General features: G+C 48.7%; 23 protein-coding genes. 13 read left to right on the top strand and 10 right to left on the bottom strand.

Annotation, left to right across the window (positions count from 1 at the left end; translation table 11 throughout):
- Positions 1-3: 3 nt before the first annotated feature.
- Positions 4-2,271, bottom strand: coding sequence for a nitrite reductase large subunit NirB (gene nirB, locus BW952_RS13010; RefSeq protein WP_045851191.1), 2,268 nt, complete (start codon positions 2,269-2,271; stop codon positions 4-6).
- A gap of 23 nt (positions 2,272-2,294) precedes the next feature.
- Positions 2,295-2,423 (bottom strand): hypothetical protein, encoded by a 129-nt coding sequence (locus BW952_RS19820; RefSeq protein ID WP_269430737.1) that lies wholly within the window; start codon positions 2,421-2,423, stop codon positions 2,295-2,297.
- Positions 2,424-2,617: 194 nt separating this feature from the next.
- Between BW952_RS19820 and BW952_RS13005 the strand changes: the two genes are divergently transcribed.
- The 3 genes from BW952_RS13005 (at position 2,618) to BW952_RS12995 (ending at position 5,101) form a co-directional block, all read left to right on the top strand.
- Positions 2,618-3,817, top strand: a complete 1,200-nt coding sequence (locus tag BW952_RS13005; protein WP_045851192.1) for a nitrate/nitrite transporter — start codon at positions 2,618-2,620, stop codon at positions 3,815-3,817.
- A gap of 143 nt (positions 3,818-3,960) precedes the next feature.
- Positions 3,961-4,815, top strand: a complete 855-nt coding sequence (locus BW952_RS13000) for an aldo/keto reductase (RefSeq protein ID WP_045851233.1) — start codon at positions 3,961-3,963, stop codon at positions 4,813-4,815.
- Between the two features lie 79 nt (positions 4,816-4,894).
- Positions 4,895-5,101 (top strand): hypothetical protein, encoded by a 207-nt coding sequence (locus BW952_RS12995; protein ID WP_045851193.1) that lies wholly within the window; start codon positions 4,895-4,897, stop codon positions 5,099-5,101.
- A gap of 67 nt (positions 5,102-5,168) precedes the next feature.
- On the opposite strand, the gene BW952_RS12990 is transcribed toward BW952_RS12995, so the two are convergent.
- Positions 5,169-5,600 carry a DUF2269 family protein gene (locus tag BW952_RS12990; RefSeq protein WP_045851194.1) on the bottom strand — a complete coding sequence of 144 codons (432 nt, stop codon included), beginning with the start codon at positions 5,598-5,600 and terminating at the stop codon, positions 5,169-5,171.
- A complete protein-coding gene (locus BW952_RS12985) occupies positions 5,600-5,944 on the bottom strand; it encodes an ASCH domain-containing protein (RefSeq protein ID WP_045851195.1) in 345 nt (114 codons plus the stop codon). The genes BW952_RS12990 and BW952_RS12985 overlap by 1 nt, the downstream gene beginning before the upstream one ends.
- Before the next feature lie 289 nt (positions 5,945-6,233).
- On the opposite strand from BW952_RS12985, the gene BW952_RS12980 reads away from it, so the two are divergent.
- Positions 6,234-6,644: a DUF4395 domain-containing protein gene (locus tag BW952_RS12980; protein WP_045851196.1), complete on the top strand. Its 411-nt coding sequence runs from the start codon at positions 6,234-6,236 to the stop codon at positions 6,642-6,644.
- 36 nt (positions 6,645-6,680) lie between these two features.
- On the opposite strand, the gene BW952_RS12975 is transcribed toward BW952_RS12980, so the two are convergent.
- The 4 genes from BW952_RS12975 to BW952_RS12960 all read right to left on the bottom strand — a co-directional run bounded on the left by BW952_RS12975 (position 6,681) and on the right by BW952_RS12960 (position 8,998).
- Positions 6,681-6,926, bottom strand: coding sequence for a hypothetical protein (locus tag BW952_RS12975; protein ID WP_045851197.1), 246 nt, complete (start codon positions 6,924-6,926; stop codon positions 6,681-6,683).
- 59 nt (positions 6,927-6,985) lie between these two features.
- Positions 6,986-8,041, bottom strand: coding sequence for a dual-specificity RNA methyltransferase RlmN (gene rlmN / locus BW952_RS12970; RefSeq protein WP_045851198.1), 1,056 nt, complete (start codon positions 8,039-8,041; stop codon positions 6,986-6,988).
- A gap of 112 nt (positions 8,042-8,153) precedes the next feature.
- Positions 8,154-8,384, bottom strand: a complete 231-nt coding sequence (locus tag BW952_RS12965) for a hypothetical protein (RefSeq protein ID WP_045851199.1) — start codon at positions 8,382-8,384, stop codon at positions 8,154-8,156.
- Entirely contained in the window at positions 8,381-8,998 is a 618-nt protein-coding gene (locus BW952_RS12960) for a class I SAM-dependent methyltransferase (protein ID WP_045851200.1), read from the bottom strand. The genes BW952_RS12965 and BW952_RS12960 overlap by 4 nt, the downstream gene beginning before the upstream one ends.
- Before the next feature lie 199 nt (positions 8,999-9,197).
- Between BW952_RS12960 and BW952_RS12955 the strand changes: the two genes are divergently transcribed.
- From BW952_RS12955 to BW952_RS12925, 7 genes are all read left to right on the top strand, one after another.
- Positions 9,198-10,634, top strand: a complete 1,437-nt coding sequence (locus BW952_RS12955) for an NAD(P)-binding domain-containing protein (RefSeq protein WP_045851234.1) — start codon at positions 9,198-9,200, stop codon at positions 10,632-10,634.
- A 252-nt stretch (positions 10,635-10,886) separates the two neighbouring features.
- Positions 10,887-11,996, top strand: coding sequence for a DNA alkylation repair protein (locus BW952_RS12950; RefSeq protein WP_045851201.1), 1,110 nt, complete (start codon positions 10,887-10,889; stop codon positions 11,994-11,996).
- Position 11,997: 1 nt separating this feature from the next.
- Positions 11,998-12,678 (top strand): response regulator transcription factor, encoded by a 681-nt coding sequence (locus BW952_RS12945; RefSeq protein WP_045851235.1) that lies wholly within the window; start codon positions 11,998-12,000, stop codon positions 12,676-12,678.
- The gene (locus BW952_RS12940; RefSeq protein WP_045851202.1) at positions 12,671-13,681 is read left to right on the top strand and encodes a sensor histidine kinase; all 1,011 of its coding nucleotides are present in this window, start codon (positions 12,671-12,673) and stop codon (positions 13,679-13,681) included. Before BW952_RS12945 ends, BW952_RS12940 begins: the two co-directional genes overlap by 8 nt.
- 99 nt (positions 13,682-13,780) lie before the next feature.
- Positions 13,781-14,542, top strand: coding sequence for an ABC transporter ATP-binding protein (locus BW952_RS12935; protein WP_045851203.1), 762 nt, complete (start codon positions 13,781-13,783; stop codon positions 14,540-14,542).
- Positions 14,532-16,478: an FtsX-like permease family protein gene (locus BW952_RS12930; protein ID WP_045851204.1), complete on the top strand. Its 1,947-nt coding sequence runs from the start codon at positions 14,532-14,534 to the stop codon at positions 16,476-16,478. The genes BW952_RS12935 and BW952_RS12930 overlap by 11 nt, the downstream gene beginning before the upstream one ends.
- A gap of 109 nt (positions 16,479-16,587) precedes the next feature.
- Complete coding sequence (locus BW952_RS12925; RefSeq protein ID WP_045851205.1) at positions 16,588-17,637, top strand: potassium channel family protein; 1,050 nt, start codon at positions 16,588-16,590, stop codon at positions 17,635-17,637.
- Between the two features lie 187 nt (positions 17,638-17,824).
- On the opposite strand, the gene BW952_RS12920 is transcribed toward BW952_RS12925, so the two are convergent.
- On the bottom strand, positions 17,825-19,372 hold the full coding sequence (locus BW952_RS12920) for a bifunctional GNAT family N-acetyltransferase/carbon-nitrogen hydrolase family protein (protein ID WP_045851206.1): 1,548 nt from the start codon (positions 19,370-19,372) through the stop codon (positions 17,825-17,827).
- A gap of 143 nt (positions 19,373-19,515) precedes the next feature.
- On the opposite strand from BW952_RS12920, the gene BW952_RS12915 reads away from it, so the two are divergent.
- Positions 19,516-20,919, top strand: a complete 1,404-nt coding sequence (locus BW952_RS12915) for an RQC-minor-2 family DNA-binding protein (RefSeq protein ID WP_045851207.1) — start codon at positions 19,516-19,518, stop codon at positions 20,917-20,919.
- A 49-nt stretch (positions 20,920-20,968) separates the two neighbouring features.
- Here BW952_RS12915 and BW952_RS12910 read toward each other — a convergent pair whose 3' ends face one another.
- Entirely contained in the window at positions 20,969-22,471 is a 1,503-nt protein-coding gene (locus tag BW952_RS12910) for a malate:quinone oxidoreductase (protein WP_045851208.1), read from the bottom strand.
- Between the two features lie 318 nt (positions 22,472-22,789).
- Between BW952_RS12910 and BW952_RS12905 the strand changes: the two genes are divergently transcribed.
- A complete protein-coding gene (locus BW952_RS12905) occupies positions 22,790-23,329 on the top strand; it encodes an ECF transporter S component (RefSeq protein WP_045851209.1) in 540 nt (179 codons plus the stop codon).
- The last annotated feature ends 42 nt before the right edge of the window (positions 23,330-23,371 follow it).

Genomic DNA, 23,371 nt, shown 5'->3' with positions numbered 1-23,371 from the left:
TGCTTAAAAGGCTGCGGCGGCCTGTTTATTTTTTAATTCTGTATACGATCCTTTTCTCGTTAACACTTCTTCACGAACGGACGTCACGCCGAATCGGTCCAGCCATACACCGACGGACTCCCCGTAAAAAGAAGAATCGCGGTAATAAGACAGCAGGGCGATCGTCATTCGAATCGCCTCTGCTTCTTTCATCACGGAATAAAGGCGCTCACCGGCCACATACAGCTCCCAGCCGCCCGGTGCGCCAATCAGTCCCACATCGGCTTGAAGCGATTTGGCATCGTCCCGCAGACCAGACGAGATAGCAATTGTTAAGCGTGCAGGGAAACTAAACGATTCCAGCTCCTCTTCCAGCTGTTTCCCCAGATTGATGGAATCTTGAAAAGCATCCTTTGTGTACTGAATGCCCGCACACGTCCCTACAGCAACCAGCTCGTTTCCGTAAGAAGGTGCTGTAATGGAAAGTGCGGCCCGCACAGCGGCAATATCCTGCTTCTTTATGCCATACAGCTCCATCCGCGGTCCATCTGCAAGCTTCGCGAGTGGAATCTTGTACGTTTCAATGGCATCTGCAATGATTCTGAGCTGATGAGCACCAGTGATTCCGCCGTACAGCCGCGGGGCCGCCATATACGTGCCATCCGGCTGCTGCACTTCTTCTATTTCCGGCTGCTGTCTGCTGTACATCCCCATATAATAGTGCAGCGCGGGACGGCACGTTTCACAGCCAGATGCCGTTTTCCAATCCAGCCGCTCCATGATTTGCTGCAATGATTCATTTGGAAAAAGCTGAACAGCTTCGATGATTTCCGCGTGATCCGCCTCCGCGCAGGCACAAATGGCTTCCTTCCTCTTGCCCTCATCTGCTCCATTGCGCTGGATAAAATCAAGAATGTCTGTTACAACGGGACGGCAGCCACCGCAGGAGCTCGACGCCTTCGTGCATGCTTTAATGTCATCGACACTTTGAAGCCCCTGCTCACAAATTGCGCCGACAATCGTTCCTTTGGACACACCGTTGCATGCACAGACAATATCATGGTCGGCCATTGAGGCAATTCGCTCATCCTTGTCTCCGGAACCACTGTTTAATTCTTTTTCCAGCACGGCGTAATCTGTTTTCTGCTGGATCATGCCAAGCAGCCTGGCGCCTTCTGTAATATCTCCGAACAGCACGGCTCCCGCTACCTTTTGATCGCGGATCACGATTTTTTTGTACGTCTTTTTGACGCCGTCAAACCATTGCAGTGACTGCGTTTCGTCACTGTCCATAAATTCACCGGATGAAAATACATCGACACCGGATACCTTCAGCTGGGTGGACAAAACAGAGCCCTGATAGCCCGGATGCTGCTTTTCACACAACGCAGCTGCCAGTGCCTTTCCCTGCTCGTACAGTGGTGCAACAAGACCATAGACAAGTCCGCGGTGCTCGGCACATTCTCCGACGGCATACACATTCGGAATATTCGTCCGCATGTAGTCGTCCACCACAATGGCCCGGTTTACTTCAATATCAGTCCCCGCCGCTACAGCCGTATTAGGCCGCACGCCGACCGCCATGACAATTAAATCTGCTTCCCGCCAGCTTCCATCTGAAAAGCGAAGCCCCTTCACCCGCTTATGACCGGTGATTTCTGCGGAGTTTTTTTGGAGAAGAAAGTTCATTCCCTGGGCTTCTAGCTCCTTTTGAAGCAGGCTGGCTGCCATCGGATCCAACTGACGGTCCATAATGTAGTCGCCAATATGAACGACGTCCACCTGCATGCCCAGGTTTAAAAGACCACGGGCTGCTTCAAGACCGAGCAAGCCCCCGCCAATGACAATAGCTTTTTTGTATTTTTTGGATGTTTCGACCATTTTCTCACAATCATATATATCTCGAAAGGCTGTGACGCCTTCTTTTTTTGCTCCTGGAAGCGGCAGCATGAACGGCAGTGAGCCTGTCGCAATAATTAATTCATCGTACGGCACAATGCGATCTTTGGCGGTCACCACAACCTTTTGATCCGTTTGAATGTGCATGACCGGTTCACCTGTATACAATGTAATTTGGTGCGCTTCATACCATGACCAGTCATTCAGCGTGATGCTTTCAACGGATGTATCGCCTTGAAGGACCTTCGACAGCAGAATCCTGTTATAGTTTGGATGAGGCTCTTTTCCGAATATCGTAATCTCAAACCTGTCCGGATGAATGGCTAAAATTTCTTCAACGGCCCGCACACCCGCCATCCCGTTTCCGATGACCACTAATTTTTGTTTTTTCACACGTAATGCCCTCCCTTCTTTAATCAATCTGCTTTGAAGGCCGGGTTCCAGTACGCTGCGTTGCCTTCAAACGAATCATGCAACATCTTTACAGATTCCTTGCACGCCTCTCCGTTCGTTATGAACGTCAGCACAAAAGCAAAAATCTTCATGTCCAGCACTCCTTTTATTTTCATGTAAGCTTACATAACACGATATAGAAGGTTTTTTTGAAAGTCAATCAGATTTTTCTGTGTTTTTGAAATAATTCGTCAGGTTTTCTAACAAGTATATGGAAAGTATCTTTTAACCCTCCTACACTTACATTAAGCAACATCACACTTACCGATGCAAAGGAGAGGAACACATGAAATTAGCAAGCTTACGAAAGAGCGGTCATGCACCGTCACTATTTGCCTCATTTCTTTATTTTGACATTAGCTTTATGATCTGGGTTTTGCTGGGGGCGCTCGGTGTTTACATTACCGAAGACTTTGGCCTTTCTCCTTCTCAAAAGGGAATGATCGTCGCCATCCCGATTTTGGCCGGATCGTTTTTCCGGATTGTATTGGGCATCTTAACCGACCGGATCGGACCGCGCCAAACAGCGATCGGCGGGATGCTGGTCACAATGATTCCGCTTCTCTGGGGCTTTTTCTTTGGAAATACCGTAAGTGAGCTTTACTTTATCGGTATTTTACTCGGCGTTGCCGGCGCAAGCTTTGCCGTTGCATTGCCGATGGCGAGCCGATGGTATCCACCGGAAATGCAGGGAATTGCCATGGGGATTGCCGGAGCCGGAAACAGCGGAACCGTTCTGGCTACGCTGTTCGGACCGCGCCTTGCTGAAACGATCGGCTGGCAAGGCGTAATGGGAGTCGCAGCGATTCCGCTCGTTCTTGTGTTCATCACCTATATTTTGATTGCAAAAAACCCGCCGAATCAGCCGGCGCCACAGCCGATTATTAATTACTTTAAAATCTTCAAGCAAAAAGATACATGGTATTTCTGCTTGCTGTACAGCGTCACATTTGGCGGATTCGTTGGACTGACGAGCTTTTTGAGTATTTTCTTTGTAGATCAGTACGGCCTGTCGAAAGTCCGTGCCGGCGACTTTTTAACCCTTTGTGTGATCGCGGGCAGCTTATTCCGTCCGGTAGGCGGCATGATCGCTGATAAAATCGGCGGTGCCAAGCTGCTGAACTTCTTATTTATCGGGGTTGCGCTTGCGATGTTTGGCGTAAGTACGCTCCCATCCCTTCCGATTGTCGTTGCCTTGCTGTTTTTAGGCATGATGGCGCTTGGAATGGGGAACGGCGCAGTATTCCAGCTTGTTCCGCAGCGGTTTCAAAAAGAAATCGGCATGGTCACCGGCGTCGTTGGAGCAGCAGGCGGTGTAGGCGGATTTCTATTGCCAAACATTTTAGGTACGCTAAAGCAAGTCACCGGTACGTATGCTTCCGGCTTTATGGTTTACGCTGTGATTGGGCTTGCAGCAATCGCCTTATTGACCGTCGCGCAAATCTCTTGGCGCAAAGCCTATGCACTTAAAGAAGAATCAGCTTAAGAACACCCTTCCCAAAGCTGGCTGGTCCGACCTATGCGTCGGCTCGGCCGGTTTTTTTGTTTTAGAAAAGATCGGCTCGGGAAAGGATTCATATAATAAGGAAAGGATTTGATTTTTTGGATAAAGAAGCGATTCAAGCGGCGATGAGCAAAAGAACGGTCTGCCTTCCGGATGGGACGCTCGTTCCAGCGATTGGGCAGGGAACGTGGAATATGGGGGAAAACCCGGCCGAGAAAAAAGCCGAAATAGCAGCTCTGAGGCTCGGAGTGGACCTTGGCATGTCACTGATTGATACGGCTGAGATGTATGGAGAAGGAAAATCAGAACAAGTAGTGGGCGAAGCGATCAAAGGCATCCGTGATGATGTGTTTTTAGTGTCCAAAGTGTATCCGCACAATGCCGGAAAGGATCGGCTTTTTTCCTCCTGCGAGCAAAGCTTAAAGCGTCTTGGGACGGATCACCTGGATTTGTACTTGCTGCACTGGCGCGGCCGTGTTCCCATGGCTGAAACCATTGAAGGCATGGAACAGTTGAAAAAAGAAGGAAAAATTGCGCGCTGGGGTGTGTCGAATTTCGATACAGACGATATGAAGGAACTTTTGAATACACCCGGCGGCGGCAACTGTGCAACGAATCAAGTACTCTATCACCTCGGCTCAAGGGGCATTGAATACGATTTGCTGCCGTGGCATCAGCAAAACAACGTTCCCATCATGGCGTACAGTCCGCTTGCACAGGGCGGATCACTTCGAAAGGAATTGCTGCATGATCCGGTCGTACGTAAAATAGCAGACGCCCATCAAGCAGAGCCTCTTCAAGTCGCACTGGCCTGGTCGATTCGTTCAAACCACGTCATCGCGATTCCAAAAGCGGGAAAAGAAAAGCATGTCACCGCGAACGCTCAGGCGTCCGCTCTTTTGCTGAATACAGACGAACTGAACCAGCTTGATACCGTCTTTTCACCACCTGCTCAAAGAATGCCGCTCGATATTATTTAATCCGGGTGGTTGTTTGGCCGTTGCAGAAAGGGCCGGCGATGCATTTACTGCCTGTATAGAACCGTGGAGGTGATAATATATGCATCGTCCTGTCCGTCCGATCATCTGCCCGCCGAGATGTATTGTGAAAGATACGTACACAACTCGTGAAGTGCCTGTGATTCATCCGGTGATTACCATTAACCGGCAGCACATCGTCAACGTCCCGCGTCACATGGTCCAGCCGATGACGCGGAATGAAGTAGTCGATCCCGGCTACCCGCGCAACTGCTGCGGCCGCCGGTAAAAGAAAAAACCGGGATGCTTTGGGCAGCCCGGTTCTTTTTTGTTTCACGTGAAACATGTTTAGCTCTTTACCATAATGTCGGCTTCGCTGTCATAAACCAGAGCATCACAGCCAGTATGCCAATATACAGCCAGGCTGACTGATGAAGCTTGGCAGCAAGCTCCTGCTGTGTTCGTTCGCCTGCCCGGAATTGCTTAATGACCGGCGTGAATGCACGGGCCAGAAAAACAATCGATCCGACCATAACCGCGATGGTCATGACGATCCACGAGGTGCCCCACGTCCAGGCGCTTTGCCAGATGAGCAGGATGCCTGTTGTCACCAGCACATGTCCGGCATGCTTCACTAGCCGCACCGCTGAACGGAATACATCTAAATAGGCAAGAAGCTCAGGCTTATTGGCTGTTTTCATTTTTTGCGTCATCGGAACGAGCACAAAAAAAGGCCCAATCGACAGCGCTGCACTGAAAATATGCAAAAATAAAATCAGTTCATACATTATACTGCGCGGAATTCATGCACCCATACACGCATTTGCGGAAGCCATGGCATACCCGGGTGATACGAAAGAATTGCATTTTTATAGTCTTCCACCGTCGCAAACCCTTCCTGCTTTGCATGCTCGTCAGTTAGCTCACCAAGCGACTGCGAATACACTTTTTCCACGACAAAGTCGCGTCCTTCAAGCGTCATCACCTCGCCAATATCCGCATAACGCCCATTGCGGCGCGTTGCCGTTTTTTCGCCGTTGAGTACTTTCTCAACATCTTCCTTCATTGTCACAAGCCGTTCAATCGTGCATGTTTTTGGCGGCAATTCATTTTGTGGCTGTTGATTTGTCATCTTAAATCCTCGCTTTACCGTAATTGTATAGGCTTTCACTTTATCATACTTTGCCGGTATATTGTCAATGGCTCAAAGATTGTGCCTGGCAGGAACAAATCAAGCGGCTTCTACTCAGGAAATTTCTTCTTTTATAAATGAAATTGAGCAAATGAGCAGAGATTTAAATAATTATGCTGCCAAAATTTAAAAACAAAAATTTATTTATTTACGGATGCCTTTTTTAAGCAAATCACTTTATTCCGATTAAATAACTATGTATAATCTGAATAAAGGAAGGTGAACGTGTATGGGTATTCCGAAACCACTTGTTCAAATCAATCAATTTTTTATGGTTTTCAGCGTCTTAGCAGGCTTATTGATCCATCCGGCTCTACTGCTTTTGCCCTTTCTGATTGGCGTCATTACGTTAATCACAAAGAAAAATCCGATTATTTTAGGAAGCCGCCGCTTTTTGAAAAAGCCAGCCAGTCAATACATTCAAGAAGACAAGGACCAGCAGATATTTAATCAGTGGATCGCCACGATCTGCCTGGCCCTTGCCCTGCTCTCTTTTAGCGCCGGCTGGACAGCCGCTGGCTATGCATTCGGCATCCTGGTGATTGCCGCAGCTTCCGTTGCCTTAATGGGCTTTTGCATCGGCTGCTTTATCCGCTATCAATATATGATGTGGCGCCACCGCCGTCAAAAACGCGCATAAAAAAAGCTGAACCGGGACCCGGTTCAGCTTTTTCTTTTACATAAAATACATCATTCGATTTTTCATCCAAAACGCCCCGGCCATAACAGCCACCGGAACGAGCAGCGCCAGCTTGAATAGGAATCCTCCGTCGCCCGCTGCAATGAGCAGCATCGGCGGCAAAAAGGAGAGACCGCTCCAAAGCAGTGCCTTCCATTCGTTTTTCCACAGTCCGACGACAAGCAGAATAACGGCAGCAATAAGCAATCCCCATAAAAGGAATCCAACGAGAAGAAAGTCCATCTTCAGCGCCTCCCCTATTGATCTGCACTTCCTTATTCTATACCCATTTTTTGACGATTTTACTGCGCTTTTTGAATTTGTTTGCTTCTGAGCTGTCCGCAGGCGGCATCGATGTCCGTTCCATGCTCCTGGCGCACGACACAGTTCAAGCCTTTTTTCTTCAACGTATCGTAAAAGGCCATGATCGCATCCGGCGTACTGCGCTGATACTGCCCATGCTCATCAACAGGATTGTATGGGATCAAGTTCACGTATTGCTTTTTGTGGCCGATCAGTTCAGCGAGCTCCAGCGCATCCTGAGGACGGTCATTGACGTCCTTCAGCAAAATATACTCAAACGTAATGCGGCGGTTCGTGTTCTCCAAATAATAGTCCACTGCATCCATCAGTTTTTCCAATGGAATGGCTTTGTTGATTTTCATAATCTGCGTACGCAGCTCATTGTTCGGTGCATGCAGGGAAATCGCCAAATTCACCGGCACCTTTGAATCGGTGAATTCATAAATTTTATCCGCCAGGCCGCTGGTGGAAACGGTAATATGGCGTCCGGCAATCTCCAGCCCCTTCTGGTTCATGACAACGTTCAGGAAATCCATTAAGTTCGTGAAGTTATCAAATGGCTCACCGATGCCCATAACAACAATGTGGCTGACCTTCTCGCCATTGCCCGCTTCATCCAGCGCCCGCTGCACGTTCATAATTTGCTCGACAATTTCGCCGCTCGTTAAATCGCGTGTTTTCTTGAGCAGCCCGCTCGCACAAAAGCTGCAGCCGATGTTACAGCCGACCTGTGTGGTCACACAAACCGACAAGCCGAATTTGTGGCGCATCATCACCGTTTCAATCAAGTTGCCGTCCGTCAGCTTAAATAAAAACTTCACCGTTCCATCTGCTGACTCCTGCTTAATGTGTTCCGTCAGCGTATGCATGACGAAGTGCTCCTTTAAAAGCGCAAGGCATTCCGGCTTCATGTCGGTCATCGCATCAAAATCCGCCACTCGCTCCCTGTACAGCCAGTTCCATAATTTCTGTGCCCAAAAGGTCTTATATCCATGCGGCAGCAGCCAGGCTTCCAGCTGGTCGAACGTCAATCCGTAAATGGATGATTTATTCATATATATTGTTCCTTCTTTCATTACATAAATTGAAAATGATCTACCTTTTAACATAACGCAAAAAGCCCGCAGACACAAGGAAAGAAATGTGCCTGCGGCGTGCAAATGGGGATCAATTATCGACGATCATTGTCAGCCGGTTGTTCCGGACTTCCTGTTCCTCGCTTGAAGCAAGATCGTACTTTTTCAACAAATGAAACAGCTCATTCAATAAATCCTGAGTGCGCTCCTCCTGCAAATAGTGCTGCACTTTCGCATACAGCGCTTCAGGCAAAAAATCTTTTTGGCTCTCCAGTTTATTCACGACATCTGCATATGAATGATTCAATTGGCATTCACTCATCCAATCTCCCCTTTCTTTTGAAAAACGACGAACCGTTCGTGTTCGCTTTTTTCATACAATCCGCTTAGCTTTACTTCATCCATCCATTCAAAGGCCGTTTCGTTTTGCAAATAAAAAAGATAGTCATCGGCCGGATAATACAAAATGATCGTCAAACAGCGCGGAAACTGCTCGGCCGACACTAAAATCCGCTGCACAAACGTAATGAAAATCTGAATAGAAAATGGATTAAAAAAGTAAAAAACCGTATCTTCCTTTTTTACCTCATAATCCTGTGCCATTAAACATTGAAAGTCGATAAAGCCACGCTGCCGCTTTTTTCTTTTCGTGTAAGACGCTTTGTTTTGCAGGCATATTTCGTAAAAGGCCGGATTCATTTCAATGCCTGTTGCCGAGGCACCGAAGCGATCATGTACGTAAAAAGCCACGCGCCCCTTCCCGCACCCAACATCGACAAATCCGTCTTCACGGCCCACTTCGCAGCTTTCAAACAGCTGATCAAGCCCTTCATACGGAGTCGGCTCATAGCGGTGATAATGAGCGTGCTGCGGAAATCCAATTTGATCCCCGGTCGTTTGAATGGACAGGCGGCTGTCATCATTTTTTTCACTCATCTTGTGTTCATCTCCATCCCGTTTCATTGTTTCTTTTATCTTAGCGAGATCAGCGGAAGAAATCTATCTTACGGCAGTTCCACCAATTGAAAAAAGAAAATTCAGATAAAGTGCACAAGAAAAAATGGAGAACACATGATAATGTATAATTAACTAACTTTACATGTAACTAAATATAACACGAAGGGATGGGTCAATGTTGAGCTTAGAACAATTAACAGAACGAGTGAAAACAGATTTATCGTACATTGCTTACGGAGGAGCCGACTGGGTAACGCCTGTTCACCATCCGGACGGGCATGTGTACGATGTCGTTATCGTCGGTGGCGGACAGAGCGGTCTTGGCGCTGCGTTCGGCTTATTGCGTGAACGCGTGTCCAACATTCTCGTCATTGATGAAAACTGTAAAGGGCTGGAAGGGCCGTGGGTAACCTACGCCCGGATGATGACGCTCCGGACACCGAAGCACTTGACCTCCATTGACCTCGGCATTCCTTCGCTGACATTCCGCGCCTGGTGGGAAGCGCAGCATGGACAGGACGGCTGGGAGGCGCTGGACAAAATTCCACGCGGAGAATGGATGAAGTACCTTCGCTGGTACCGGCGCATTCTCCAGCTGCCAGTCGTTAATGACGTGAAGCTGGATGTTATTGAACCTCTAGCTGAAGGTTTGTACCGCCTTCATATCGGTGGTGCCGGTGCGCCGGCGCCTGCTCTTTTAGCCCGGAAGGTCATTTTGGCGACCGGCATTCAAGGAGGCGGTGAGTGGCACGTTCCGCCGATGATTGCGAATAATCTGCCGCGCCATTTATATGCACACACGTCGGAAGCCATTGACTTCGATTCATTAAAAGGCAAAAAGGTCGCTGTGCTTGGCGGGGGTGCATCTGCTTTTGACAATGCGAACTTTGCATTAACAGAAGGCGTGGCCGAGGCGCACGTTTTTGTGAGACGAAAGGAGCTGCCACGCGTGAATCCGATCCGCCAGATGGAAACGTCCGGCATGATCGAACGGTTTCCGTCCTTGCCTGATGCGGACAAATATGCGGCGATCCGTCACTTTTTCCAGCATAATCAGCCGCCGACGAATGACACATTTGAGCGCGCTTCTTCCTGGCCGGGCTTTCATCTGCATATCGCCTCGCCATGGCTGGACGTAAAAGCAGCTGATCAAGGCGCTGTTGTGACAACACCTGCTGGTTCGTTTACATTCGACTTTCTGATTATTAGCACAGGCTTGTTGACAGACCCTGCCCTCCGACCCGAGCTGAAGCTGGTTGAGCAGCACATTGCCCGGTGGCGCGACCGGTACAAGGCTCCCGAGGCAGAAGCTTCACCGATGATCGATGCCCACCCTTACTTGACACCGGGCTTTGCCTACACGAGCCGGACAGAAGAAGGAGAAAAACACGTATACGGCTTGTTTGCGTTTAATTACTCCGCACTTATTAACAGCGGCATCTCTGCTTCCGCTCTTTCCGGTATGCGTTACGGCGTCCCGAAGCTTGTATCAGAAGTCGCCGATCAGCTTTTCCTGGACCACCGCACCGAAAACCTGCAACACTTTTTTGCTTACAATGAACCGGAATTTACCGGTGTTTGGCCAAAAGTTGCGTCAGCGGTGAAAGCGCCATAATCCGTTTTTTCTGACGATGTGGACCGGAAAAAGGGGCAAACCGACCGGATTGAGTCAGACGATGGCCGGATTCCCCGTTTTCCGGTCATCGCGCCTGTCTTTCCGGTCCATTGAAGAAAAATCCGGTCATGGACACCCGTTTTCCGGCCGATTGATCAGCCGCTAAAACGAAGAAACCCATCCTACACCTTCCCCCTTTTCACAAACATACATTCCATTTATGCTATACTGGTGAAAAAAGGACTGATCACGATGGCCGATTTGAAAGATCTGTTTACTGACTCTCTCATTCACTCCATAGCTGACCGAACCAGCCAGTATGACCCCACCTTTAACCAGGAGGTTTTCTTTGCCTGTACGTACACAGATGACTGGGAGCAGCTTGCCCTGAAGCAGCGGGTGCGTCGGCTTTCCACTGCTCTTCACAAAGGAATCAACAAGCCGTACACCGAAGCGTTACCGGTTATCAAAAAAACAGCGGCACACTTCAGCGGCTTAACTGGCATTGTCTTTCCTGACTTTGTTGAACAATACGGGCTGGACCACTGGCCGGAATCCGTCGAGGCCCTCGCCGAGCTGACGGCTTATTCCACGTCCGAATTTGCGGTCCGTCCCTTTTTACTGAAGGATACCGGCCGGATGCTGGCGCAAATGAAGGAATGGACACGAAGCGACAGCGACCATATTCGCCGTCTGGCGAGTGAAGGAGCCCGCCCGCGGCTTCCATGGGGACAGTCAATTCCTGCATTCAAAAAAGATCCTTCTCCTTTGCTGCCGCTGCTTGAGCCGCTTCTTGCCGATCCGTCCCTGTATGTACGAAAAAGTGTCGCCAACCATTTAAATGACATATCTAAAACGCACCCAGATTACGTGATCCAATGGGTGCAAGATCGTCATGGCCAGCATGCTCATACCGATTGGATTTTGCGGCATGCTTCCCGCACTCTTCTGAAGCAGGGGAACACGGAGGTGCTGCAGCTGTTCGGCTATCCTGATGCGGCAGAAGCCGTTGTCCAAACGTTTTCCCTCGAATCAGACTCCATTTGCGTGGGCGAGTCTCTTGTTTTTTCAGCCGACCTTTACTCTACAATCGATCTGAAGGTTCGAGTAGAATACGCGATTGACTATATGAAGAAAAGCGGCCGTCCGAGCCGGAAGGTGTTTCATCTGGCCGATACGCATTTGACAGGCGGCGAAGCGAAAACATTCAGCCGCTCCCAGTCTTTCCGGAACATGACAACGCGCACTCATTACGAGGGCGAGCACGCCGTATCCATTTTAATCAATGGAATGGAAAAAGCCCGCCGCTTCTTCCATCTAAATGGTACAATGAAGGAAAAGGAAATTCGTGGTGAAACATAACGTGAAGATTTTATTGATTGAAGACGATATGACACTGTTTCAGGAAATCAGTGACCGGCTTGCGATGTGGTCATACGAAGTAGCAGGCATTCCGGATTTCAGCAACGTGATGGAGCAATTTGCCGCCGTTCAGCCGGACCTCGTCATTATTGATATTCAGCTGCCGAAGTTCGACGGCTTTCACTGGTGCCGCATGATCCGCTCTCATTCAAATGTCCCGATTTTGTTTTTATCCTCGCGCGACCACCCGACTGACATGGTCATGTCGATGCAGCTCGGAGCGGATGATTTTATTCAAAAGCCGTTTCATTTTGATGTGCTCGTTGCAAAAATCCAGGCGGTGCTTCGGCGCGCTTACAATTACAGCACTGATTCTTCTATGCTGAAAACGTGGTGCGGTGCAACAATCGATTACGACAAAAGTACGGTCGAAAACCATCTCGGCACCATCGAACTGACGAAAAATGAACTGTTTATTTTCCGGCAGCTTATTGAGCAGAAAAACAAAATTGTCACTCGAAGCGAGCTGATTAAGCGGCTCTGGGATGACGAGCGGTTCGTCAGCGATAATACACTGACCGTCAACATGAACCGGCTCCGTAAAAAGCTGGATGAGCTCGAAATCGGCCAGCATATTGAAACCAAAGTCGGCCAGGGGTACATGGCGGTAGAGTATGATTAAAGCATTCGTAAAAGAGCGGCTGCCCTGGATTGGCTTGTTTCTTGTTCAGCAGCTGCTCATCCTGTTTATTGCGTTTATTGATCCGACGGTCCCCTTTTCGTCCGTTTTATACATCTCTGCTTTGTCGGCACTGCTGTTTTTATTGTTTTTCGCGGTTCGCTGCCGAAAGGAAACCGCGTTTTACAAACAGCTGCAGGCGCTTGATGATTCGCTCGATGCGCCTTCTCTTCCCCGTCCGGAAACACCATTTGAACACATCGCAGCAGCGCACGTGGAAAGCCAGACTGCCCGCTACAGGCAAAAGCTGACTGAAAATCAGCTGGCCCTTGAGCAGGAAAAGGACGACCTGCTTTCATGGGTACATGAAGTGAAAACACCGATGACGGCTATGCATTTAATGCTCGACCGGCTGGAGGATGAAAAAGCAAAGGAACAGCTGACATTCGAATGGCTGCGTATTCACCTGCTGCTTGACCAGCAGCTGCACCGGAAGCGGCTGCCCTTTATCGAAAACGATTTATATATAGAACAAGCGGCGCTCGAACCGATCGTATTCGGCGAAATACGCAGCCTTCAATCCTGGTGCTTTCAAAAAGGGATTGGCTTTGATGTCGACCTGCACGCCCTTCATGTGCTGAGCGACACAAAATGGCTGTCTTTTATTCTCCGGCAGCTGCTGACCAATGCGGTCAAATACAGTGAGACGGGCGAGATTGTGATCCGGAGCGTTGAACAGGACGGACGGGTGCTCCTTCAAGTGACTGATTTCGGACGCGGGATTAGCGCGCAGGATTTGCCGCGTATTTTTGAAAAAGGGTTTACGTCAACCGACTCCGTTCACCATCAGCAAAACGGGGCCACCGGAATGGGGTTGTACCTCGCAGCCAAAGCCGCTTCCACCCTGCTCATTCAAATCAAAGCTGAATCCGTTTTTAAAGAACGCACAACGTTTACCCTCACCTTCCCGAAGCAAAATGAACTGGGCCGGCTAACAGGCATGTGACAAAAATGTCACATGCTTTTTTCTTTTGTTCGTCTGGTGAAAGGACTTTTTTGGCATTTATTTTTACAATGAATGTATCAAGAAAAGGAGTGAGACGGAGTGAGCATTTTAAAAGCAGCCAAGCTTCGCAAAAGCTACGGCCTTAAATTTAATCGACAGGACGTTTTAAAAGGAATCGATCTTCACGTAGAAAAAGGGGAATTCGTCAGCATTATGGGCGCTTCCGGCTCCGGGAAAACAACACTGCTGAATGTGCTGTCCTCCATCGACCGTGCCAGCCAGGGCTCAATCTGGATTGACGGCAACGAAATGACGGCCATGAAAGAAAAAAAATTAGCCCAATTCCGCAAGCATCACTTAGGTTTTATTTTCCAGGAATACAATCTGCTGGACACCTTGACCGTGAAAGAAAATATTCTGCTTCCGCTGTCGATAACCAAAACGCCAAAAGCAGAAGCGAATCAGCGGTTTGAATCGATTGCCGATGACCTGGGCATAGGAGATATTCGCGACAAGTATCCGAGCGAGCTGTCCGGCGGACAAAAGCAGCGGACATCTGCGGCCCGTGCGTTTATTCATGAGCCGAGCATCATTTTTGCGGATGAGCCAACCGGGGCACTTGATTCCAAGTCCGCCTCTGACCTGTTAAATAAGCTGACCAGCTTAAACGAAAAACGGGCAGCGACGATTATGATGGTAACACACGATCCCGCTGCGGCAAGCTTCGGCAGCCGGGTTATTTTTATCAAAGACGGACTCATGTACACACAGCTAAACAAAGGCGACCAGTCCCGCCAGGCGTTTTTCGAGGATATTATGAAAACACAAGGGCTGCTGAGCGGGGTGCAGCATGAGCATTAACAAGCTGATCGGACGCAACTTAAAGAAAAACCTGCGTCATTATTATTTATACGTCTTTGCTCTTGTTTTCAGTGCGGCGCTTTATTTTTCATTTGTGACGCTTCAATATGATCCGTCCATGGATGCCGCAGAAGGAAGCATAAAAGGAGCCGCCGCCACCCGTACCGCTTCGATTCTGCTGGTGGCGATTGTGACCATTTTCCTTCTATACGCCAACTCGATTTTTATTAAGCGCCGCAGCAAAGAGATCGGCTTGCTTCAGCTGATTGGCATGACGAAAGGGCAGATCATCCGGCTGCTTAGCGTGGAAAATATGATTCTGTACTTCGGCTCCCTTCTCGCAGGGCTCCTGGCGGGGTTTGCTTTTTCCCGGCTTGTGATCATGGTGTTATATAAGATTACCGGTGTTCAGGCCATTGCGTCGCTATCGTTTTCACCGCAGGCACTCTGGCAAACCGTTCTCGTCTTCGTTTTTATTTATGCGGCCATTGTTGCGATGAATACACTCTTTATCAAGCGCCAGACGATTCTTTCTCTTTTCCGCACATCCGGTACAGCGGAAGAAAAAAACCAGCGCATCACAAAGCTTGATGCTGCAATTGGGCTGCTCGGCATCGGGCTCATTGCCGCCGGCTACATCGTTTCGTCGCGGCTGTTCGGCGGCGACTTCATGTCGATGAATGCACTGTTCGGCGCCATGGCGTTTATTCTGGCTTCTGTTATTATCGGAACGTATTTATTTTACAAAGGCTCCGTCCGCTTTTTGTTTCACCTCATCCGCAAGCGGAAAGGCGGCTATTTGACTGTAAATGATGCCTTGTCGCTTTCGTCTATTATGTTCAGAATGAAATCCAACGCGCTGATGCTGACCATCATTACGACGGTGTCGGCACTGGCGATCGGGCTGCTGTCGCTCACCTACATTTCGTATTATTCGGCGGAAAAAGCAGCCGAGCAAAGCGTGCCGCAGGATTTCGCTTTTTTCACTCCTCAGGACGCCGCCCTGTTCAAGCAGTCCCTTGATCAGCATGCGATTGCGTACGAGGAAAAACAAATTGAAACCATCCAGGTGGAGGTGAACGTTGCCTCTATTATGGAAAGCAAAATGGAGGACGTGACCTTTGATGCGGATAAAATGCTGATGCCCGCCATGAGCGACCGCGATGCGCCAGGCTTTGATGTGCATCCGGAAGACACTGTTTTTTCCGGCTACAGCGATGCGTTAAGCCGCTTTATGCCATTAAAGGAGTCCGGAGAAATTGAATTGCTCGGTCTTACTGAAGTGATTCCTCAACACTATATCGGCCTGGAGCGCGACTTTTTGCTGCCTTACTTTTTTTCAAGCGGCGGGCTGCCTGTTGCCGTTGTTGATGACTCTGTTTTCCGGCGGCTGAAGCAGGACATCGATCCAGCTATTCAAAGAGAAACGTCGCTTTACATCGGGCTGCAAATAAGAAATGAAGATGAGCTTCATCAAGCGAATCAGCTGTTTTTAGAGCAGTCCTTCGGGAGCACGATTGCGCCTCTTTCCCAGCTGGAAATGGCGGTGAATCAAAAGCAGAACATGGGACTGATCATGTTCATTGTCGGGTTTTTAGGCTTAACCTTCCTCATTACATCCGGCTGCATTTTGTACTTTAAGCAAATGGATGAAAGCGAGCAGGAAAAAGGCAGCTACACGATATTGCGCAAGCTCGGGTATACTCAGGGCGACTTGCTGAAGGGGCTTCAATTCAAGCAGCTGTTTAACTTCGGCATTCCGCTCACCATCGGCTTGCTTCACAGTTACTTTGCCGTTCAGTCCGGCTGGTTTTTCTTCGGCGCAGAGCTGTGGATGCCGATGCTGATCGTGATGATTCTTTACACAGCTCTGTACTCGATATTTGGCCTTCTTTCCGTTTTCTACTGTAAAAAGGTTATTCAAGACGCGCTGTAAAAGCGAAGAAACGGCCCCCTCTGCGGCGGCCGTTTTTTTTTGGTTTCAGTTTTTATCAAAGAAGGGAATGATAGAGGAACAATCGCGTTTGATTAAAGGATGAATCCAGATGAAAAAAACCTTTTATTATTTAATCCGCTTGAGAAGCAGGATCTTTCTTCCCTTCTTCTTTCTTTATATCGCGGCCGTTTCGTGGGCAGCCATGCTGATTGAGCCCCGGACATTTGATTCCTACTTAACCGCTGTGTACTGGGTGCTCACGGCGCTGGCAACCGTCGGCTTTGGTGATTACGCTCCGGTCACGGATGCCGGCAAGCTGTTTACCATTTTTCTTTATGTAACAGGAATTGGGCTAGTGAGTATTTTTATCGGCAACATCATCGAATCCATTTTCAGAATCGAACAATTAAAGGTTGGGGGAAAAATGACGTATACCGGAAAAGATCATGTCATTATTATTGGCTGGAGTGAAAAATCCGAAGCGGCACTAAAGGAAATTGTCCGTTCGGATCAAAGTGTAGATGTTGTGTTGATTGATCAATTGGACAAAACACCGGTTGATGATGAGCATTTGTTTTACGTATGCGGGGATGCGGCCGATGAAGAAACATTGATGCAGGCCAATCTTCCTCACGCAAAGGGCGTCATCATTTTTGCAGAAGACATCGTTCAAACCGGGGACGCCAAAAAAGATCCGCTCCTGTCTGACGGCAAAACGCTGCTGATTGCCACGGCGATTACAGCGATTGAAGAAAAAATGAACATTTCAATTCATGTGACCGCTGAAGTGATTGACCAAAAGCATATTCGTTTGTTTGAGCGGGTGAAGGTGGATGAATTTATCCCGACACAGGAAATGATTTCACACGCAGCAGTACGTTCTCTGTTTTCACATGGCATTACCCATATTTACTCTGAGCTGATGAGCCGTCAGCAGTACGGAGAAAGCATTTACGAAGTGAAACGGCAGCCTGAATGGCGCACGTACCGCGATGCATTTTTAGCGCTGCTTGAACAGGGGGCTACACTTGTCGCGGATCACACTGACCTGCACATCAACCAAAAGCTGGACGAACCCATTCCAGCAGACGCTCGGCTTTTTGTCCTGTGCAACAAAGAAACCGCCGAAACGCTTCCCGCTAAAAAAGAGCTGGAATAAAAACAAGCAGCCTCGTCATTTGTAGACGAAGCTGCTTGTTTTCAGTTTGGTGGACCGGAAAAACGCGGAAATCGACCGGATTTCAGCAGCGGATGACCGAATTCCCCGCTTTCCGGCCGTTGCCTAATGGAATCCGGTCATCTTGAACAAAAAACCGGCCATCTCGCACCGTTTTCCGGTCGATTCGTCAATCAACCTCTAAACTGTTCAGCTCAATCCGGTACAAGTCACGGCGGCGGTCACGCAAATGCTGAACCGATCCTGTATTTCTTGATCGTCTCAGCTTTTCCAAATCAACATCCCCTACGACGACGGTATCAACGTTTGCATCACACTCGCCGACAATACCGTCCCGTGCGAAGCCGAAGTCCGATGGAGAGAAAATGCCCGACTGTGCATATTGGATGTCCATGTTCTCAACATGCGTCAGGTTGCCAACGGTTCCGGCAATGCATGTGTATACCTGGTTTTCAATGGCACGCGCCTGTGCACAGTAGCGGACACGCAAGTACCCCTGGCGGTCATCCGTACAAAACGGAACAAAGATAATATTCGCGCCCCGGTCGACCGCAATGCGGGCAAGCTCAGGAAACTCCACATCGTAGCAGATTTGAATGGCAATTTTGCCGCAGTCTGTGTCAAACACTTCAATCGCATTTCCTTCTGAGATGCCCCACCATTTGCGCTCGTTTGGAGTGGCATGAATTTTTTCCTGCTTTTCAATCGTGCCGTCGCGGCGGAATAAATACGCCACATTAAAGATATTTCCGTCTTTTTCTACGAAGTGCGAGCCGCCGATAATGTTCACGTTGTACCGCACTGCGAGTTCAGTGAACAGCTCGATATATTGATCCGTATACGTCGCAAGCCGGCGCACCGCACTGTCCGGACGCTTTTCCTCGAGAAACGACATGAGCTGGGTTGTGAAAAGCTCGGGGAATACAGCGAAATCGGAGCCGAAGTCAGCCGCTACATCAACATAATATTCGACCTGCCGTGAAAAATCCTCGAAGGAATCAATTTTTTTCATCATGTACTGAATCGCACAAATACGGACGGGAAACGACGCCCGGTACACACGGCGCGATTTAGCCAAATAGTCAATGTTGTTCCATTCCATTAACGTCGCAAAAGAAGCCGAATCTGTATCATCCGGCAAATACCGCGTGTTAATCCGCTTGATCGTAAAGCCCTGCATCAGCTGGAATGACAGTACCGGGTCGTAAATGCTGTGCTTTTCAACAGCCGTCACATATTCCCTCGGTGTCATATCTGCTTTATATTGATGATAATTTGGAATGCGTCCGCCGATAATAATGCTTTGCAGATTTAATTCACGGGCAAGATCCTTTCGTGCGTCATACAAGCGCTGGCCAATCTTCATCCGGCGGTACTCCGGATCGACCATCACTTCAATTCCATATAAATTAAACCCATTCGGATCATGATTCGTAATGTAGCCATGGTCCGTAATGGTGTTCCACGTGTGCTGGTCATCATACTCGTCGAAGTTCACAATCAAGCTCGAGCAGGAGCCGACAATTTTATCCTCGTATTCCACACAAAATTGCCCTTCCGGAAACGTATGAATGTGGCTCTCTAGCTGCTCACGCTTCCATGGCTCCATGCCCGGAAAACAGCGGTTTGACAGGCTCAGGATCGCATCGATATCTCCGATGCGGATGTTTCGTACAATAATTTTTTTCTCGTATTTCGACATATCTCGCTCTGACATATTCCCACGTCCTTTTTTCAGAATGTTTCCTATCATAAGAATACACTGAAATACGCTTTTGCGCTTCTCAGAGGGTACAAAGTCGAGATTCGTTTCCTTGCACCTTATAATAGAAGACATCATCATAGAGGAGTGTTTGGCTAATGAGAGAATCGATACCGGGCTTCGTCTTTGAACCGTATACATCCCTGCTGTTTGTTCCGGTCGGACGAAAGCACCCAGAAATCCGGTCAATTGGCCATAAAGAAGAACGGGCGATTTTGTCCCGAGTGCAGCAAATTGTCTCAGCAGAAATAGCCGCGCTGTCTCCTGAAGAACATCTGCTGCTCGAGCAATTTTTAGCGGCCAGTGATGTGCGCCTGCCTATTGGCATTTCGAAAAAAGAACGGCTTTATCCTCATTTCATCAAGCCGGTAATGTTTTTATGGAAAAAACATTCTTTAAAGCGCGGACTTCCCCTGCAGGACGACCTGTTTTATGACGTTCGTTACGGAACACTTTCGGCCGACGAGCTTGTGTTTCACGTGAAACAATTAGTAAAGGAATATGTTTTTTATGCCCGCATCGATCAGGCGCCGCCGCATACATGGCTTGAAAAAATCAAGGAAGCCTACGCTGATCATCCGTTTATTTCCCTTGCCCGTTCGAAAAAGAACGTGATCGAAGCTGTGGAAGTGATGAACAAATCATCTCTTCTTGCCGTTTTAAAGTACCCGGAGGATCTCGCCTTTTGGCGTCACCGGGTTGAGATTGTCATGCGCCCTTATCGTCAGATTCCCGCTGATTGGAAATGGAGCGTGTGCACACACGAAAAAGAGCTCACACTTCACTACGAGGAGGACGCTCTTTTATGCAGCTGCCCTGCGTGCTCGTTTTCGGTGAAATGGAACCTATTCAACGGCCGTGTCGAGCTTCCGAACGAGGTCAGCATCGAGCAGGCCGTGAAACGGATTGCCACCATCGAACGGCAATTTAACGAGATTGCCCTGCAAAGCATGAATGTTATCGAAGGACTGCGGACACTCCAGCAGCTAAAGCAGCAGCTGGCGCCTTACGAGGAAATCATTCGCAGCTGCGCCGGCGAAGCGCATCCGGCTGTGCTCTTTTCTCTGTCGCTGCGTGACGCCACCTTCCCGGAAGAACAGATCGAACCTGACCTGCTTTCTTTGTCCCACGTGAAGCTGCCGGACGTTACGTTATTGAAAAAAGCAGAGCACATCCGCTTCGATACGCTTCAAAAGGAGCTGCTGCAGCTCCATGAAGAGCTCAAGGAGCAAGCACTTTTGCGCCAGCCAAAGCCAACAGATGTCTTGTTTCATATAGGCGAGTTCCACTTAACACGCTCGGACGTGCTGGCCGTTACCGATTTTTTGCAGGAAACAGACATAAACATGACACTTCACCTGCTCGCTCAGCTGCTGAAAGGAACGGCAACGGCCAAAATCCGTCAGCTTGAGCTTCACCACGCCAGCATCTTCGGCTTGCTCGCTGCATGGCCGGACAAATACATTGTGAAGGCGGTCAAAGCAGCCATCCCGCTAGGCTGACCATAAAGAAAAAGAAGCACCAGGACGATTCCTGATGCTTCTTTTATCGTTAATTGTAAACGGGTTTTTTGCTGCTCAGCTGAAGCGTTTCTTCTGTTGATGTGTGAATGTCATTCAGCAGCGCTGGATTCTCCATCAGCGACAGGCCGTACGATGGAATCATTTCTTTAATCTTCGGCTCCCACTCCTGAATCCGGTCCGGGAAGCATTTCGTCAAGACTTCGAGCATGACCTGAACTGCGGTTGACGCACCCGGTGAAGCCCCGAGCAGTGCTGCAATCGAACCATCCTCTGCACTGACGACTTCTGTGCCGAATTGAAGTGTTCCTTTTCCGCCTGCTTCCGTATCCTTGATCACCTGCACGCGCTGGCCGGCTACAACAAAGTCCCAATCCTCGCTTTTGGCGTTCGGGATGAACTCACGCAGCTCTTCCATGCGCTGTTCCTTTGATAACATAACCTGACGGACCAGGTAGTTTGTTAAGGACATATTTTTAGCCCCCGCTGACAGCATCGTCAGGAGATTATCCGGTTTAACGGATGTCACAAGGTCCATCATCGAGCCTGTTTTCAAAAACTTCGGCGTAAAGCCGGCAAACGGGCCAAACAGTAATGACTTTTTATTTTCAATAAACCGTGTATCCAAATGTGGAACCGACATCGGCGGTGCTCCGACCTTCGCTTTGCCGTATACTTTGGCGTGATGCTGTGCGATCACGTCCGGATTGTTGCACACCATAAAGATGCCGCTCACCGGGAATCCGCCAATGTGCTTGCCTTCCGGGATGCCGGATTTCTGCAAAATGTGCAGGCTTCCGCCGCCGCCGCCGACAAAAACGAACTTCGCTGTATGGTATTCAAGCGTATTCTTTTCATGATTGCGCACTTTCACTTCCCATAATCCGTGTTCCGTGCGTTTTAAATCCTCTACACTGTGACGGTAGCGAATATCTGTGTTCTCGGTCTTTAACCGGTCAAAAAGCATCCGTGTCAGCGCACCAAAGTTCACGTCTGTTCCGGAATCAATTTTGGTTGCGGCAATCGGATCACTCGATGAACGTCCCTCCATAATAAGCGGAATCCATTCCTTTAATGTGGATGGATCATCCGAGTATTCCATTCCTTGAAACAAGGGATTGGCTGAGAGCGCTTCAAACCGTTTCTTTAAAAACGCGACATTTTCGTCCCCTTCTACTAAACTCATGTGAGGCAATGGCATGATAAATTCCTGCGGATTCTCGATCAGCTTGTTTTTCACAAGGTGTGACCAGAATTGCATAGATACTTGAAACTGTTCATTAATATTGATCGCTTTGCTAATGTCGATCGATCCATCCGGCTTTTCCGCCGTATAGTTCAGCTCACACAGCGCTGCATGTCCTGTTCCTGCATTGTTCCACTCATTCGAGCTTTCTTCTCCTGCACCTTCGAGCTTCTCAAATACTTTAATGTTGCAGTTAGGGTCCAATTCCTTTAACAGAATTCCCAGGGTCGCACTCATAATTCCGGCACCAATCAAAATAACGTCTGTATTCGTTTCTCTGTTACTCATGTTTACCTTCCCTCTACCCTTGAATTTGCAGAAAGGATGTAAGCGCTTATGCTCAGATGTTCCACCGAGCCAAGGCGCGACCGTGTCACACACCTTTTCTGTCTCACTTCTACCTATGTGATAGCCCATTCCTGTTTTTTATAAATTAAACTATCTCCTATTATATGATAATTTTGATTTTTTTAAAAGGGCAGAAAAACTGAGCAGTCCGTTTTTGATTAAAATCCCTTCAGATTCACTCTTTTCAAGCGGGCGGTTCTTTGCTACTGTTATCAAGGACATCTTTACAGATGGATCATACAAGGAAGGTATTTGAACATGAAAAACAACACAGCTTCTGCACGTACATTTCATTTAATTTTGACGTCAATGGCCATTGCACTCGTTTTTATCGCCACCCTTTTATTAAACATCCGGCTACCCATTGCAGCGAACGGCGGACTGGTCCACCTGGGTACTGCCATGCTCTTTATTATTTCTATTTTATTCGGACCAAAAAAAGGCGCTATCGCTGGCGCAGTCGGTATGGGGCTGTTTGATTTAGTTTCTGGCTGGACACTCTGGGCTCCGTTTACGGTGGTCGCCCGCGGTCTTCAAGGCTACGTCGTCGGCAAAATCGCCTGGTCAAACGGGCGAAACGGCCAAAGCAGCGCTTTCAACATTTTAGGCGCCATCGCTTCTGTTCCGTTTATGCTGGTCGTTTACTACATTTGCGAAGCGGTGCTGTTCGGCAGCTGGATTGTTCCTGCCGCCTCGATCCCGGGCAACCTCGTGCAAAATGTTGTCGGGCTTTTGGTCGCGATTCCAGTTTGTGCTGCGCTCAAGAAAATTCCGTTTTTCAAATCGATGGATTCCTGATCAATCCGCGATCGACGGTTGTCTTGGTGCAACGCCGAAAAA

The organism is Domibacillus enclensis (genome assembly GCF_900156125.1).
Classification (GTDB): Bacteria; Bacillota; Bacilli; order Bacillales; family Domibacillaceae; genus Domibacillus; species Domibacillus enclensis.
This window is presented reverse-complemented; position numbering and strand designations above follow the sequence as displayed.

Excerpts from the sequence above, each read along its gene's own strand:
- BW952_RS12980 (WP_045851196.1), top strand. The coding sequence starts at position 6,234 with ATGGGTATTCCGAAACCACTTGTTCAAATCAATCAATTTTTTATGGTT.
- BW952_RS13005 (WP_045851192.1), top strand. The coding sequence starts at position 2,618 with ATGAAATTAGCAAGCTTACGAAAGAGCGGTCATGCACCGTCACTATTT.
- BW952_RS12995 (WP_045851193.1), top strand. The coding sequence starts at position 4,895 with ATGCATCGTCCTGTCCGTCCGATCATCTGCCCGCCGAGATGTATTGTG.
- BW952_RS12920 (WP_045851206.1), bottom strand. The coding sequence starts at position 19,372 with ATGTCAGAGCGAGATATGTCGAAATACGAGAAAAAAATTATTGTACGA.
- rlmN (WP_045851198.1), bottom strand. The coding sequence starts at position 8,041 with ATGAATAAATCATCCATTTACGGATTGACGTTCGACCAGCTGGAAGCC.
- BW952_RS12915 (WP_045851207.1), top strand. The coding sequence starts at position 19,516 with ATGAGAGAATCGATACCGGGCTTCGTCTTTGAACCGTATACATCCCTG.
- BW952_RS12910 (WP_045851208.1), bottom strand. The coding sequence starts at position 22,471 with ATGAGTAACAGAGAAACGAATACAGACGTTATTTTGATTGGTGCCGGA.
- BW952_RS12985 (WP_045851195.1), bottom strand. The coding sequence starts at position 5,944 with ATGACAAATCAACAGCCACAAAATGAATTGCCGCCAAAAACATGCACG.
- BW952_RS12940 (WP_045851202.1), top strand. The coding sequence starts at position 12,671 with ATGATTAAAGCATTCGTAAAAGAGCGGCTGCCCTGGATTGGCTTGTTT.
- BW952_RS12930 (WP_045851204.1), top strand. The coding sequence starts at position 14,532 with ATGAGCATTAACAAGCTGATCGGACGCAACTTAAAGAAAAACCTGCGT.
- BW952_RS12990 (WP_045851194.1), bottom strand. The coding sequence starts at position 5,600 with ATGTATGAACTGATTTTATTTTTGCATATTTTCAGTGCAGCGCTGTCG.
- BW952_RS12905 (WP_045851209.1), top strand. The coding sequence starts at position 22,790 with ATGAAAAACAACACAGCTTCTGCACGTACATTTCATTTAATTTTGACG.
- BW952_RS13000 (WP_045851233.1), top strand. The coding sequence starts at position 3,961 with ATGAGCAAAAGAACGGTCTGCCTTCCGGATGGGACGCTCGTTCCAGCG.
- BW952_RS12965 (WP_045851199.1), bottom strand. The coding sequence starts at position 8,384 with ATGAGTGAATGCCAATTGAATCATTCATATGCAGATGTCGTGAATAAA.
- BW952_RS12975 (WP_045851197.1), bottom strand. The coding sequence starts at position 6,926 with ATGGACTTTCTTCTCGTTGGATTCCTTTTATGGGGATTGCTTATTGCT.
- BW952_RS19820 (WP_269430737.1), bottom strand. The coding sequence starts at position 2,423 with ATGAAGATTTTTGCTTTTGTGCTGACGTTCATAACGAACGGAGAGGCG.
- BW952_RS12925 (WP_045851205.1), top strand. The coding sequence starts at position 16,588 with ATGAAAAAAACCTTTTATTATTTAATCCGCTTGAGAAGCAGGATCTTT.
- BW952_RS12950 (WP_045851201.1), top strand. The coding sequence starts at position 10,887 with ATGGCCGATTTGAAAGATCTGTTTACTGACTCTCTCATTCACTCCATA.
- BW952_RS12960 (WP_045851200.1), bottom strand. The coding sequence starts at position 8,998 with ATGAGTGAAAAAAATGATGACAGCCGCCTGTCCATTCAAACGACCGGG.